Source organism: Chryseobacterium sp. CFS15 (genome assembly GCF_031118795.1).
GTDB lineage: Bacteria > Bacteroidota > Bacteroidia > Flavobacteriales > Weeksellaceae > Chryseobacterium > Chryseobacterium indoltheticum.
Map to the genome: position 1 here is coordinate 118572 of NZ_JAVHYL010000002.1, position 14259 is coordinate 132830.

At 37.6% G+C, this 14259-nt stretch carries 16 protein-coding genes and 1 pseudogene; 5 read left to right on the forward strand and 12 right to left on the reverse strand.

Features of this window, described 5'->3' with window-relative positions; genetic code table 11:
* Nucleotides 1-19 precede the first annotated feature (19 nt).
* From OH814_RS03340 to OH814_RS03360, 5 genes and pseudogenes are all read left to right on the forward strand, one after another.
* Nucleotides 20-853: a DUF6597 domain-containing transcriptional factor gene (locus OH814_RS03340; protein ID WP_308827086.1), complete on the forward strand. Its 834-nt coding sequence runs from the start codon at nucleotides 20-22 to the stop codon at nucleotides 851-853.
* Between the two features lie 17 nt (nucleotides 854-870).
* Nucleotides 871-1824, forward strand: coding sequence for a nitrilase family protein (locus tag OH814_RS03345; RefSeq protein WP_308827087.1), 954 nt, complete (start codon nucleotides 871-873; stop codon nucleotides 1822-1824).
* Between the two features lie 123 nt (nucleotides 1825-1947).
* Nucleotides 1948-2601 (forward strand): GIN domain-containing protein, encoded by a 654-nt coding sequence (locus tag OH814_RS03350; RefSeq protein ID WP_308827088.1) that lies wholly within the window; start codon nucleotides 1948-1950, stop codon nucleotides 2599-2601.
* A gap of 114 nt (nucleotides 2602-2715) precedes the next feature.
* Nucleotides 2716-3147: a GNAT family N-acetyltransferase gene (locus tag OH814_RS03355; RefSeq protein WP_308827089.1), complete on the forward strand. Its 432-nt coding sequence runs from the start codon at nucleotides 2716-2718 to the stop codon at nucleotides 3145-3147.
* A 920-nt stretch (nucleotides 3148-4067) separates the two neighbouring features.
* Nucleotides 4068-4149, forward strand: a pseudogene (locus tag OH814_RS03360) (single-stranded DNA-binding protein); the annotation flags it as partial.
* Between the two features lie 199 nt (nucleotides 4150-4348).
* Here the strand turns inward: OH814_RS03360 and OH814_RS03365 are convergent.
* From OH814_RS03365 to OH814_RS03420, 12 genes are all read right to left on the reverse strand, one after another.
* Nucleotides 4349-4795: a DUF3872 domain-containing protein gene (locus OH814_RS03365; RefSeq protein WP_308827090.1), complete on the reverse strand. Its 447-nt coding sequence runs from the start codon at nucleotides 4793-4795 to the stop codon at nucleotides 4349-4351.
* A gap of 10 nt (nucleotides 4796-4805) precedes the next feature.
* Complete coding sequence (locus OH814_RS03370) at nucleotides 4806-5360, reverse strand: conjugal transfer protein TraO (protein ID WP_308827091.1); 555 nt, start codon at nucleotides 5358-5360, stop codon at nucleotides 4806-4808.
* Nucleotide 5361: 1 nt separating this feature from the next.
* Complete coding sequence (gene traN / locus OH814_RS03375) at nucleotides 5362-6261, reverse strand: conjugative transposon protein TraN (RefSeq protein ID WP_308827092.1); 900 nt, start codon at nucleotides 6259-6261, stop codon at nucleotides 5362-5364.
* 21 nt (nucleotides 6262-6282) lie between these two features.
* Nucleotides 6283-7599, reverse strand: a complete 1317-nt coding sequence (traM, locus tag OH814_RS03380) for a conjugative transposon protein TraM (protein WP_308827093.1) — start codon at nucleotides 7597-7599, stop codon at nucleotides 6283-6285.
* Nucleotides 7596-7838, reverse strand: coding sequence for a hypothetical protein (locus OH814_RS03385; RefSeq protein ID WP_308827094.1), 243 nt, complete (start codon nucleotides 7836-7838; stop codon nucleotides 7596-7598). The genes traM and OH814_RS03385 overlap by 4 nt, the downstream gene beginning before the upstream one ends.
* Nucleotides 7839-7848: 10 nt before the next feature.
* Nucleotides 7849-8472, reverse strand: a complete 624-nt coding sequence (gene traK, locus OH814_RS03390) for a conjugative transposon protein TraK (RefSeq protein ID WP_308827095.1) — start codon at nucleotides 8470-8472, stop codon at nucleotides 7849-7851.
* A 15-nt stretch (nucleotides 8473-8487) separates the two neighbouring features.
* Nucleotides 8488-9480 carry a conjugative transposon protein TraJ gene (traJ, locus tag OH814_RS03395; protein WP_308827096.1) on the reverse strand — a complete coding sequence of 331 codons (993 nt, stop codon included), beginning with the start codon at nucleotides 9478-9480 and terminating at the stop codon, nucleotides 8488-8490.
* 1 nt (nucleotide 9481) lies between these two features.
* Nucleotides 9482-10087: a DUF4141 domain-containing protein gene (locus OH814_RS03400; RefSeq protein ID WP_374990549.1), complete on the reverse strand. Its 606-nt coding sequence runs from the start codon at nucleotides 10085-10087 to the stop codon at nucleotides 9482-9484.
* A 50-nt stretch (nucleotides 10088-10137) separates the two neighbouring features.
* Nucleotides 10138-12645, reverse strand: a complete 2508-nt coding sequence (locus OH814_RS03405; RefSeq protein ID WP_308827098.1) for a TraG family conjugative transposon ATPase — start codon at nucleotides 12643-12645, stop codon at nucleotides 10138-10140.
* A complete protein-coding gene (locus OH814_RS03410; RefSeq protein ID WP_308827099.1) occupies nucleotides 12642-12974 on the reverse strand; it encodes a DUF4133 domain-containing protein in 333 nt (110 codons plus the stop codon). Before OH814_RS03410 ends, OH814_RS03405 begins: the two co-directional genes overlap by 4 nt.
* A gap of 11 nt (nucleotides 12975-12985) precedes the next feature.
* Nucleotides 12986-13291 carry a DUF4134 domain-containing protein gene (locus OH814_RS03415; protein WP_308827100.1) on the reverse strand — a complete coding sequence of 102 codons (306 nt, stop codon included), beginning with the start codon at nucleotides 13289-13291 and terminating at the stop codon, nucleotides 12986-12988.
* Between the two features lie 329 nt (nucleotides 13292-13620).
* Nucleotides 13621-14259 (reverse strand): conjugal transfer protein TraD, encoded by a 639-nt coding sequence (locus OH814_RS03420; RefSeq protein WP_308827101.1) that lies wholly within the window; start codon nucleotides 14257-14259, stop codon nucleotides 13621-13623.

Here is a 14259-nt window from a genome sequence, read left to right on the forward strand (position 1 = left end):
GATCTAATTTAATTTGAACATGCAAATATTTCCTAATGCCGATTTACGCTCCTTTATCAAACATTATCTCTTTATAGATATTTTCAATTTCGATCAAAACCATATCCGTATTTTCGCTGACGGTAATACGGGTATTGTTTTTTGTCTGGGTGATGGAATGTTGTTACAAAATGGAGAGAAACTTCCAAGAGTTTTTGCCTATGGTCAAATAAACGAATATCAAAACTTGGAGGTATATGGTAACGTCTCGCTGGTTATTACCGTATTTAGACCTTATGGAATGAATGGCATTTTAGGCATACCGGGGACTGTGATAAATAATATTATAGTTGATTGTGAGGTCATTTCAGGATCTAACGTAAGAGAGCTCTATGAACAGCTATGTGAGCTACAGGAAAAAAATAAAATTGTAGAAAAACTTGATACCTATTTTACAGTGTTGATGGAAAAAAATGACAAGCCATTGCAGCCGATGATAGCTGCAGCAACTAACTGGATTTTTTCAAAAAAAGGAATTTTTACAGCAAAAGAGCTAATTAATTACACAGGTTGTCAACAGCGGACAATAGAAAGAAATTTTAAATCGAATGTGGGACTATCGCCTAAGAAATTAGCCGGAATCATCAGGCTCCATTATTTTCTGGGAGAGATTCGTAATACAGAGGCCGCAAACAATTTTACGACATTAGTTTATGATGCAGGGTACTATGACCAGGCACATTTAATACGCGATTTTCAAAAATTCGTTGGTCTTACTCCATCCGCTTATCATTTAAAACATCACAAGCTTGCAGTCAATGTTGTTCACTTGCCTGTCGAAAATATACAATCACAGGTTAAGAGCACGAAGTAAATTTGCCAAAAAAGATTATGGAAGATGTAATAGTCGCAACTGCACAGTTTGAAAACATAAGTGCTGACAAAAAGCAAAATTTAGTGCAAATATCTGAACTTTCCGCAAAGGCAGCAACAAAAGGTGCTAAAATTGTTGTCTTTCATGAATGTTCAATTACAGGCTATACTTTTGCCCGAAAACTGGACAAAAAGGGGATGTTGGATATCGCAGAAAATTTTTCAGACAGCCCGAGCATCAGGAGTTTGGTTGAAATTGCATCAATAAATGAAATTGCCGTTTGTGCCGGTCTATTTGAAAAAGATGATGAAGACAATCTTTTCAAAGCTTATGTATGTGTCGATAAAACAGGTATTGTTGCAAAATATCGCAAACTTCATCCTTTTATTAATCCGCACTTAAGTCCCGGTGATCGCTATTGCGTATTTAATTTATATGGTTGGAACTTCGGGATACTCATCTGTTACGACAATAATATTATTGAAAACGTACGAGCCACAAAGCTCTTAGGAGCAGATGTTTTATTGATGCCACATGTCACCATGTGCACACCGTCGCCGAGACCGGGTGCTGGTTTTGTGAACCCGGAGTTATGGTTCAACAAAGAACATGAAAATAAGCAGCTTATACAAGAATTCACCGGTTCAAAGGGAAGAGAATGGTTGATGAAGTGGCTCCCCGCCAGAGCATTTGACAATGCAATGTATTGCATTTTTTCAAACCCTATAGGGATGGATGATGATCAGCTGAAAAATGGTTGTTCTATGATCTTGGATCCCTTCGGTGATATTATTGCGGAGTGTACTGCTTTAGGTGCAGATCTAGCGACTGCCTGTCTTTCAAAAGATAAGATAAATGCTGCAGGTGGAACCAGATATCTTATGGCAAGACGTCCCGAGCTTTACAGGGATATTATCGGAAAACCACACAACCCCGAACAGAAAGTTGCCTGGCTAAATCAAGAAAAATGATTTTATGTTAGCCATTATAATTTTTAAAATCTTACTTCATTTTTATAAGCGCAGATATATCAGGAATAACGAGCGAACTTCTGACGAGAAATAATTTAAATATCTAACTAATTTCAAATTTTTATGAAACATTTTTTTTACGTGCTAGTTTTAGCATTACTTTTTACAAGCTGCAATAATGATGATGAATTGCATGCAAGCGGAAATATTATACACGAAGTACGCAGCGTTAAAGATTTTACAAAGTTAAATATTAATGCAGGTAAAAATATTAAGGTTGTATATTCGGAACATTCAGGAGTGACTATCACCGGAAGTGACAATTTGGTACAACACATACGTTCAAAGGTGAGTAATGGCCAGTTAACATTAGACTATGACCAAGATCAGATCCACTCTGAAGATGTGGAAATTGTTATTACAGTCCCTTATTTCAATGACTTAACACTAAATGGTAAACGGATCTTAAGTACTCATGGTACGTTTAAACAGACAGGTTACATTAAGATAGTCAGCCATGGCGAAAATGATATGATATCTGCTGACCCTTTCACAACGGGAAACGTTGATATTGACCTCACAGGTAATGGAAACGTTGATTTCAGAACATTGTCTTCCCAGGATGCCAAGGCATCAATTACGGGTAATGGTCGGATCTATCTGAAAACAACAAATTCATTAATAGGGAAAATAAAAGGCAACGGCCATATTTACTACTTAGGTAGTCCGCAGATAAGTTCAGACATTAAAGGCAATGGATTAATATCATCATTATAAAAACATTCAACGTAAGTGAAGATAATAGTATAGCACATTTTGTTGTTATACTATTATCTAATATTTCTTTTGGATATTTATATCGCTTTTTTTATTTTCTCAAAAATTACCATTATGTACAATATAATATTATCGGCTCCTTCAGATTATCCACGAATTATGGAAATCTGGGAATCTGCTGTAGTGGCTACTCATGATTTTCTTACAACAGAGGATTTTAATTATTTCAAAGAGGTTATCCCAAAAGATTATTTGCCAAATCTTAATGTTTATTTAATTGCTGAAGAGCGTGAAATTGTGGGTTTTGCTGCTGTTGCTGAAGATACTTTGGAAATGCTTTTTATTCACACCGATTTTCGAGGAAAAGGCTATGGGAAAATATTGTGCAAATTTATGAAAGATAAAATTGGATTTACAAAAGTAGATGTCAATGAACAAAACCAATTGGCACTCCAGTTTTATGAAAATATGGGTTTCCGAAAAATTTCGCGATCAGCAAAAGATAATTCAGGAAAAAATTACCCAATTATTCATATGGGTTTATGAGATTGTTGAATGATATTATACAACGATCTCGAAGTAAAATTATTGTGCCTAAAAAATGGTATATGGTGCCACAATATCTTTCAGCTATTTTATAAAATAGTCTTCAGGTAGAGTTAGTAAAGTCTCAAACTTCAGTAACGCTGCTAAGTCCTCACGAAATCAATAGCAGCGGCTAAGCCAGATTTCTGGTTTTCGGTAATAGGAAAATTTGTTTTCACAAAGAAAGTTTTAGCTTGGTAGAGAAAAATCGATCCGCTTGAATAGCAACCTCATTTAAGTTTCGAAAACTTAGCACCTATAAAAAGATCTCAAAAAACGATTGAATAAATAACGTTTGAAAATTTCTATCAAATTTCATATTTTATCATCAATTATGGTAAATAAATCACCTTTTGCAATTCTTTCTCCTCTTTAAGAAATTTGATTGTCCTTTAAAATTACAATTATTTAACAAAAATAGTAAGAATCAGACAAGATAACAATTTTCTTTAAACTTCGATAGCTACATTACAGATTTTTATTAGTATTAAATATTTTACGATTTTCTACTGGATTTAAAAGGTTATTAATTACTTCAGATTATTGTTTTAGTTCTATTAAGATTACAAGTAATAGGCAAATTAATATCATTAAGTTTAAATATCATTCATAATAAACCGGTAAAAAGGCAGCTAAGGTATAGTGGCCAGCCCATTCTTTTGCCAGTCAAAAGACTACAGCATAAACGGTTTCCTCCCTAAAGGTACCCTCCAATTATTCCGTTTCCTTTTGTCTTCCCGCCTTGTCCGCTAAGATTATTTGCTTTCTTTTTTCCGGTTTTTCTTTTGAAAAATATTCAGCGAAGCCTGAAAGGCTTTCATGGAATGCACGGAGAAGAGATTGAGAATAAATCAAAATGTACAATCTTAAAAACAACGGTTATGAACATTATCGGAAGACTAACAAGGGATGCGGAAGTACGCAATTTGTCAAATGAAAAACAAGTAGTCAATTTTTCAAAAACTGCCGTTTATTTTTTCAGGCGAAAAGACAATTCCTTCCGGCGGTCGGAAACGTCTTTTCGCTGGAAATGGAGATAACCCATTGATGTCCAAATGCTCAGCCGCGCCTGCAATAAGTTATTTTTAAGTTTTTATCTTTTTGCTTAAGATTTAACTACCAATATAAAACGGCTCATCATATTGATAAGCCGTTGAGATTTTTAATCTTTATTGTTGAATTGAAACTCGATTTCTTTCTCATTGCCGAAACTGTCACTGATCCATATTTTAAAACTTTGTGAAACTACGGATGTTGAGGTGTAGTATAATCTAAACTGCTGTTCAGATAACTGATAGGAGTCATTTGGAGAGTAGGGGACTTCATTGTAGTATCTTAATGTTCCCGTTCCGTCAAATTGAAAGTATCGTAAATAATATTTTGTATCTGTATATTTTCCTGAGGATACAATCCTACATCTGATTTCTACGGTTTCATTTTGTGCGATGTCTTTTGGAACAGGCATGACAGAAATTTCGAATGGAAAATTCTGCTGGATTTCTAATTCCTCGTACGTGCATGATGACAGTGTTGCTTCTGTAAAAAGTAGTATAGGAACTACTAATAAAATATACAGAAATCGTTTCGTTTTTATGATCAAATTTTTCATACTTATTTCTTTAAAGATTAATTCGGACTCCTACACTTGCTGAAGGCCTGAACAGGTTACGGGAAGTGTTCCAAAGTAGCTTGGCTTTACCAGACGCGATTAATACAAAACGATCTGATAAATAAATTTCCATACTTAATCTGCCACCTGCACCATATATAAATGCAGACTCATTCATTAGCAGAGAACCATCTTGAAGTACGTGATCTCCATGATTGACTGATTCATAACCTGCGACTCCAGAAAGAGTGGAATTGAATAACAGACTTTTTTTTCTGTTGGAAATTAGATTAAAACTATACCCTGCTTCAGCAGTAATAGTTTCGACGGCTATGTTCTCCACCTTGTAAGGAATCTGTTCTCTGCAATACTCTAAACCATACCGCATGTAGTTTCTTTTTTTCGAATGGACGATTAAACCTAAATTGACAATCAAGTTTTCTGGATTTCTGGAAATTAATTTTCCAACATTGACTTCAATTCCTTTTTGCTTTGGCAACAATCGTTGTGCACTAATCATATTATTCATGATGAGCAACCCTATGAGGATGAATATTTTTTTCATATTACTGCAGTTTCAAATGAATATCTTTAACAATCTTCGCATGAATCAGATCCGTATTTTCAATCTGAATTTTGTGATGCCTGCCACCATCTTTCTCAAACACCTCTATCTCTAAAACTTGATCTTCTAGCATTGTAAACTGATCTAAGAGATAAACCGCTTTTTCTTCCGATTGATGGTTAATGTTTTTTGTACTGATGTATTCTCTAAGCGGGGTCAGTATTTTATCCTGCACAACCGTACGCTTTAGATTTTTCTTGTCGACAATTTTGAAGCTTAGAAAATCAATATGATACGGAATGTTGCTTTTATTTTTAAAATTGAACACAAAACATAATTTTCCTTCGTGTGTATATAATGACTCAAGCAGAAAATGGATTCCGAAACTTTTTGTCCCAATATGTTTGATGGTGCTCTTGGGATTTTCATACAAGGTCTTCATTATTAATTCTGTTAATGAAGCAGATTCTCCTTTAAGATCTTCAAGTAACACTTCTGTAGAAAGCTGTTTCTCATCATCTTTTTGCAATTTTAAAAGATCATAAGTCAGGGTATCAGGATAGGAACTGTAGAAGACATCGAAGTTGTAGAATTTACCATCCTGAGTGATCACCGAAAAATTGGTTTCTTCTTCAAAATCTTTAATTCCTGCCTTAATTCGAAGGACATTTCCCACATCTTCAGCTTTATTAGCAATCAGATTTTCACTTCCTAAATCAACATATCGGATGGGTGATGGGAATAACAGATGGGTCGTTTTGTTATAAGTGACTTCCATCTTATAAGGTTCTAATCTGGCTCTGGAAAGTGAAGCTAATTCTGGCATTTCCTGAGCATAGAATGGATTCGTGGAAAACGCTATCAGGATGAATATCATCCATTGTTTTAATATATTATTCATTATTTTTAATTTGATGTTTGTTTATTTTTTGGAGACCAGAAAAACCTGATGTCCGGCTTTCAAGGTAACTTTCGTAAGTCTTACCTTCTTTTGAAAATATCCTGATAACCCTTGAACAAATCCTTTCGTCAGATCTGCAGCAATCTGTTGTCCTGCTGATTGGGTCATCATAATATTTGTTCCCGATGTTTGACCCATATTTCCCACTATTTCAGTGACTGCATTTTGCTCAGGGGAGTAGGGGATATTGAGACCCAGCTGCCCGTCATTATCATGCACATTAATCTCAACCTGCTGAATATTTCCATGGTATTCGATAGTTGAAATTTTCAACAATACCTTTCCTCCCTGAAATTTTGCAGTTGCTTTGAGTACAGTGCCTGCCGGGATGAATGTCCTTGCTAGAAGCATAGGCTGTGAGAGCCTTATGGTGACCATGCTTTCGGCAGTAATGGTTTTTGTTTCTTGGATCACCGCCCGAATGCTGTTTGGATTGAGAAGATTATTTTTTTCCTTACTGCTTTCTGGGTCGTTGAAACTGTTTCGATGAAAGCTTGCTACAAAAGCACTGTCGCTATTCTCTCTATAAAGAGTTGAAACAAGGTTCTTTCTGACTGGCTGAGCAACAGTTACCTGAACTTTTTTCTGTTCGTTCTGCTTTTCAAGAACTTTTTTTTCTTCTGATTTCTCTGAGCCGGCATTCGTCGGAAGATACTTTGCAGCCATTTGATAAGATTTCTCCATCAACTCAAGCTGATCATTAATGCTTGTTCCAACAGGTGCTATATCTTTTTGTGATGATTCATTCTTTAATCTGTTGATCTCCCTTTTCAGCTGACTGACTTCCTGATCATCACGGCTGTAAAAAGAGCCTAATGTCTGCTGTGCATTGCGATAACTGTTGACGGCATTCTGATCACCTGATAATATTCCGCTTTGATTACCTTGAGATTGATCATTTACATTTTGTGAATTTCCATTCTGTGAGGTCACAGGTTCTGTCCAGTAATCCGAAAGTGTTGTTAAAGCGTTTTTTTTCTCTTCATTTTTCTGCTCCAGCAATTGTTGTTCGTAAGCTTTCTGCTTATCCGACTGTAATTTATCTTCTGCTGCCTGGGGAATTGCTGAATTAAAACCGACATCTTCAAGAATGGCTTTTTCTTTTGGTTTAAAAATAAAATATAGACATCCTGCACAGACCACTGCCATGAGAAAATAAATTAATGGTTTCTTCAGTTTTTCAAGCTGTTCCTTTCTGCTTTCAGGAAGTTGATTGTTCGATGACAATCCGGAATTTCCTTCAGTAACCCTTACTTGGGTTGTATTCTGATCTTTCATTTTGTTGCTTTTTGATTGACGTTGACTCCTGCAGGAATGTTGCTAATGTGGCCACCAATTGGAATTGGTTTACAGTGAGCCGCACTCCACCAGATCTGTACAAATGCAGCAATAGTGAGCAAAGTGTACACTGCAAAAAAGATTTTGGTCAGTATTCGTTGACGTGCCTCCGGCAACGCTTTCCATTTCTGCTCTGCATTCAGAACCTGTTGATCGATTGATTGTCTAAACTTTTTCATAGGTTCTGATTTAACGGTCAACGGTTTCAACATCTTTATTCTCAACTACGTTGAATTTTTCAATGGTAAATCCCTGAGGATTGCTGTCTGATCGTACAGAGTTCACCAGAGAACAGTTGGTGATCAGACTTCTGATCGTCAGATTACTGGATCTGATAATAAACTGTCGGGCAAAAGTTTGGACTTGATATGGATAGTTATTGAAGTTGGCAACAACACTGTCGACTTCAATTCTTTGCTGAATATTTCCTGAAATCATTCGGTTGTAATATCCTTTCTCTGAAAGATCCTTGTAGTAGTTAAAGGCAGACTGATCAGCCAGATTGAATGCTCTTTTGACATTGCTCTCAATCGCATTTTTATCAGGAGCAATCGTAAAGAAGAGCTCATGAAAACGCCTCACGTGTTCTCTTGCCTCTACAGGACGGTTGATCGACATATCCTGAGAAAGTGCTACCATCAAAGATTTTCCGTTGTCCAAAACGTAGATCTTCTGTCGCTGTTCTTCTGCAAAGCGGTACGATTTGAAGATGACCAATCCGACCACTACCAAGCATAACAGCGCAAAAACAAAGGTGAATAACCGGATCTGTTTGAAACTATTTTCTATATTTCTTAAGGTTTTAAATTCCATTGTTGTTGGGTTTAATTATTTTAATAATCTTCCTGAAATATTTCCTGTTGCTGAACCTGCGGCAGCTCCGGCAATGTTTCCTGATTTCTGTGCGGTCTGGTTCACATTTCTGGTGAAGTTTCCTGCTCCACCTGCCTGGATCACCCAGCCTGTGACAGTAGGAATGGTAAAATATCCAATGATCCCGATAATCATATAAATAATGTAGACGGTGTTGGAAGTATCCGGAATGAAGTTGGGATCAGACAGCATCTCGATATCTTTTTCAATAATGAGCGACTGGATTTTGGCAAGGATTGAACTGAATATGTCGGCAACCGGAAGCCATAAATATACACTGATGTATCGGGTGAGCCATTGGGTGAGCGTACTTTGAAATCCATCCCATACAGAGATCGCAAAAGCAATCGGACCAAGTATAGACAAAACAATCAGGAAGAAAGTCCGTATCGTGTCGATGACCAATGCAGCAGACTGAAACAAGATTTCCAGGAATTCTCGGAATCCGTCCCGGATGTCTTTTTTGATGGAGAACATTTCTCTTTCGATGTACATTCCGGACATGGTGACCAGATCTGAAGGTGACCATCCGAGCTCTTCCAGTTTTTTGTCAAATTCTTCATCGGAGATCAGATAGGCCATCTCGGGATTTCTGAGCATCGCTTCTCTTTCCAATAAGTCTTTCTTTTGCTGGAGTTCGTTAAGATCTAAAACCTGATCTTCCAGCATGGAATGACTTCCCTGAACAATGGGACTTAAAACGCCGTTAATGCTTCCAAGCACAAGTGTTGAAAAAAACATGATGCAGATCCCAATCGCAAACGGTCGCAGCATGGGAAACAGATCAATCGGTTCTGCACGGCTTAATGCTTGCCATACTTTGATGGCAACATAAAACAAGGCTCCTAATCCTGCAACCCCTTTGGCTACGACAGCCATGTCTGCACATAAAGGCATCATTTCATCGTAAACGGAGCGAAGTAATTCGTGTAAGTTATTCGGTTCCATCTTACCAGTATTTTTGGTTGGCAGTTCCGTACAGACTCAATACTCTTTGCGTATTGTTCTGTTTTTTTGCTCTCAGGTAACTTACTGAAATGTTCTTGTTCGTGTAATAACGAACCAGATTGTGATAGTCTTTCACCTCTTTGTAGACACGGTCGATAATGTCCATTCTTTCTTTGTCATTCAGGGAAAGGCTACTGGTATTGACGATTTGCTTTAAATCTTTTAAAAGTTCAGTGCTCTCATTCAGGAGTTGAGAGTAGCCATTGGCAATAGCAGTTAGTTCCTGAGCATTGAAATTGGGATCGTTCAGCATCTTACCGAAATTATTGACATACATTTCCGAAACGTCGCCGACCATTAGCACGGTCTGCTGAACTTTTCTTGCATCTTTAACCAGATTGTTGACGGCTTTGAGTTTGTCATAATACTCCTTTCCCTGCTCGTAGACTTTTTTCACTTCATTGAAGTTTTTGACCACATTGGAAACGGTATTGGAGGTCTGTACAATTTCATTGGCGGAGTTTAAAATTCCTGAAGCGAGATTGGCAGGATCAGTCACAACGAATTGTGCTTTTGCGAATGTTGTAGTAACGAGAACCGCTACCATAACGGTTTTGGTGATTAAATTTTTCATTGCTTTTGATTTTAATTGATTGATTAATTTTCTTTGTTTGATTTGATTCTCTTTAAGGAGATCCTCTTGATGGCGTGTTCAACATTGCCATCCAGTTCTGAAGCCAGATTCATGACTTCCATTTTTTCAGTTTCCTCGGTGGTGTACGAGAGATATTCTTCGGTGGAAACTTCTGTAGCATAGACTGCGGAATGGGTTCCACCCAATCCGATCCAGACTTCTTTATAGAGTCTCCTCGGATCATTGTTCATATTGATCGAAAGTACCTGAGCTTTTTCTTTATCGGTGAGGCCGAGCATTGCCTGAATATCATCGAACTTGTTCATGTACTTTCGTTGATCAAGCAGAATCTTACAGTCTGAATTGTTAATGATGCTTTCCTTCACAATGGGTGACTGAATAATGTCATCGACTTCCTGTGTGACGACAATGGCTTCCCCAAAAAATTTCCTGACAGTCTTGAATAGATATTTGATATATTCTGCCATGCCTTCTTTGGCAATGGCTTTCCAGGCTTCTTCAATCAGAATGAGTTTTCTGATTCCTTTGAGTCTTCGCATTTTATTGATAAACACTTCCATTATGATGATGGTCACGATCGGAAAAAGAATTTTATGATCTTTGATCGCATCGATTTCAAACACAATAAACCGTTTGGATAGAAGATCAAGCTGCTTGTCTGAATTGAGCAGGTAATCGTATTCTCCACCTTTGTAATACGGTTCGAGAACATTCAGAAAGTTGGCGATGTCAAAATCTTTCTCACGGACTTTCTTCAGTTCCAAAACTGCCTGGTAATCTTCCCTGACATAGTCATAAAAGCCGTTGAATGCAGGATAATGACTCGTTTTTTTGATCTGTTCGATATATCCGCTGACGGCATTGGACAAGGCTACTTCTTCTGAACGGGTCGGTGGTTCATCATCTCTTTTCCATAAGGTTAAAATCAAAGTTTTAATGCTTTCTCTTTTTTCAATATCAAAGATTCCGTCATCGGTATAGAATGGATTGAATGCAATCGGATTGTCCTCGGTGTAGGTAAAATAAACACCATCCTCCCCTTTGGTTTTGCCTTTGATGAGTTCACATAACCCTTGGTATGAGTTTCCAGTGTCTACCAGTAAGACATGAGCTCCCTGCTCATAATACTGTCTGACCATGTGATTGGTGAAGAATGACTTTCCGCTTCCTGAGGGTCCGAGAATAAACTTGTTACGGTTCGTTATAATCCCCTGCTTCATAGGCAGATCGGACATATCCAGATGAATGGGTTTTCCGGTCAACCGGTCTGCCATCTTAATTCCGAAGGGTGAGGGTGAATTCTGGTAATTGGTCTCTTCGGTGAAAAAGCACAGTGCAGGTTCAATGAAGGTATAAAAACTTTCTTCACTTGGGAAATCTCCGGCGTTTCCGGGAATTCCTGACCAATACAGGGTGGCAACGTCTGTGGTATTGTGACGGGTTTTGCATTCCATCAAAGCCAAAGCGCTTCCTGTGTCATTTTTAAGCTGTTTAAGTTCAGACGGCTGATCTGACCAGGACATCACATTGAAGTGGGCACGGATGGATTGCAGTCCAAATGAATGGGCTTCATTGAGGTATTTTTCAATCCATTCCTTGTTGATCTGATTTGCCCGGCTGTACTTTGCCAGTGAGTGCATATTTCTGGCGGATTTTTCAAATTTACTCAGGTTATCTTCACTGTTGTCAATAAAGAGGTACTGATTGTAGATGTGATTGCAGTTGAGTAAAAGTCCGACCGGTGAAGCAAAGGACAGCAAACAGTCACTTCGGTCTGTGCTCAATTTTTCATAGCGGCTGTGAGAAGATACCGTTCCGGGAAGATCATCCGTATCCGATAAAGTATGCATGCTGATCCGGTTATTGCCGATTCTCATTTCTTCCGCACCCAGATTAATATCCTGAAGGGATGGATTGAGGTCTCTGGATAAAGTCAAGTACTGCTCCAAAAGTCCTGACTGATCTTTTGTTCCTGTGATCTCATCTTCTGTCATTCTTTCCAATCTCACATAACCGCTGTCATTCATGATTCTTTGGAACTGATCGACCGCTTCCATAAATCTGCTGATTAATTCTTTATCCCTGATCTCTTTGGGAATGAGTTTTCCTTTGCATAAGGAGGAGAAATTACTCTGCATTCTCATTCGTTCTTTACTGGTTTTGGTAATAAAGAGATAGCAGTAATGATTCAGAAAAGGTCTTTCATTGAAATGTCTTTCAAAAGATTTGGACAGAAAACTCTGATCTTCTTTTGACAGATCGGGACTGTAGTTTTCTTTGATAAACCAATCCTGCTTATGGACGATGCTGTAATCCGGTAAAGTTTTGATGGCTTTGAACCATGCGGAATGGATCGCTTCATATTCTGCGGAAGCAACGGTGAAAAGCTCCGGTAAGTTGACTTTGAAACAAACCGTAACATCAGCATCTTTCGATATAATACAGTTTTCTTCTACTGCAAGCAAAGGAAATTTACTTTCCAGGGTTGCTGCTTTTGATGTATTTCTCATGCTGCAGCTTTTTTGGAGTTGGATTTTAGATATCTGTAGATTGACTTTCTGCTGATGATGTATTGGGGATGCTTTTTCTTCGCACCCAATTTCATCAATCCGTGTTCTCCATATTTTCTGTTGAGTGAGAAGGTCTGCCAGACAAGTACACTGCTGGTCAGTCCTCCAATGGCTAGACAGATGTAGGTATTGATTCCGGCCATATAGAGGATCATGACCAAGACAAGCAGTCCGAGCAAACCTCCTGCGAAGATGAAGAGGTACTGCGCTTTCAGTCCTTTGAACTCAACCGTCCTTCCGATTCCTTTATTGATGTTATAAGTATTCATAACAATGCTTTTTAAAGAAAGAATGAACGGAGAATAGTAGCTGCAACGATTAAGAAAATACACGCTCCGAACCAGCTGGCTGCAGTCTTACTCGTGTCAGGATCACCGCTGCTGAATTTGTTGTACACTTTGACGCCTCCGATAAGTCCGACGACGGCTCCGATAGCGTAGATGAGCTGGGTGGCAGGTTCGAAGTAAGAAGTAACCATCTGGGTGGCTTCGTTGATTCCGGCAGTGCCGTTGCCCTGAGAAAAGATTGGCGTAAAACTTCCTACAAGCAAACAAACTGTAAGGAATTTTCTTTTTAGTTTTTGCATGATTGATACATTTTTAAGTTAAAGAAAACTGCGCTTTGCAACTTTCAGAAACAAATGTATCGGCAGTAAAAGAGTCTTATCTAAAAATGGAATGATCTGAGAGACATTGGCTTTACATTTCTCTACTGAATTTTTTAAGACGATTTTAAACTTAAGTTAGCTGCTTTATAAGATTCAATTAAAGGCATAAAAAAACCCAGCTGAATGCTGGGTAAAAACTAATAACCATGAAAACTCAATTAAACATGAGAATCGTTTCTTTTTGAAGCAATAAGCAAACCAAAAACACACAATTAATCCTTAAATAAAGTTATATTTATGTTAAAATTTTAGATATATTTTCCAATATCAAATTCATCAAAATCACCTTTTTGCAAATTGGAAGAACCGTCTTGAGTTTCAGTATCAAAACTGTTGTCTAACAGCTCTGCTATTTTTTGAGAAGCTCCATCAATAGAATTTTCGAGTAGACTGAATAATTCGGTTCCATATATTTTGTGAACTATCGTTGTAACTGTTTTCTTTTGAAAGGACTCAGAATGATCTTCGTTTTTCAAAAAATATTCTACAGAACTTAATTCCTCAAAGTTTACGCCGTAGGCTAAACCGTTATTCTCTCCCGGTGTTCTATACTTTTTCCATTCTTCTTCCTCTTCTTCAAAATCAGGCTGATTGCTGAAACTTTTTTCCGGTTCTTCCTGCAGAATTTGCTGATGAATATTTTCGTTTTTGTCAAATTCTATATCTAAAGTAGTAGGATTGATTGCTGGTTCAGCACTCTGGCTTTCGGTGGAAATCCTTGGAACCGATTTTCTTTCGACAGGTTTAGTTTTTCCGATAATCGTTGAGGGTATAGGGCAATGCTGTTTTTCTGTCAATACCTTATTAGATCTGTTTTTTGTGCCTATTTTATCATATAAAATAAGACATATTAAAACCAATAGGCATATTAATATTGCGGTTTCCAT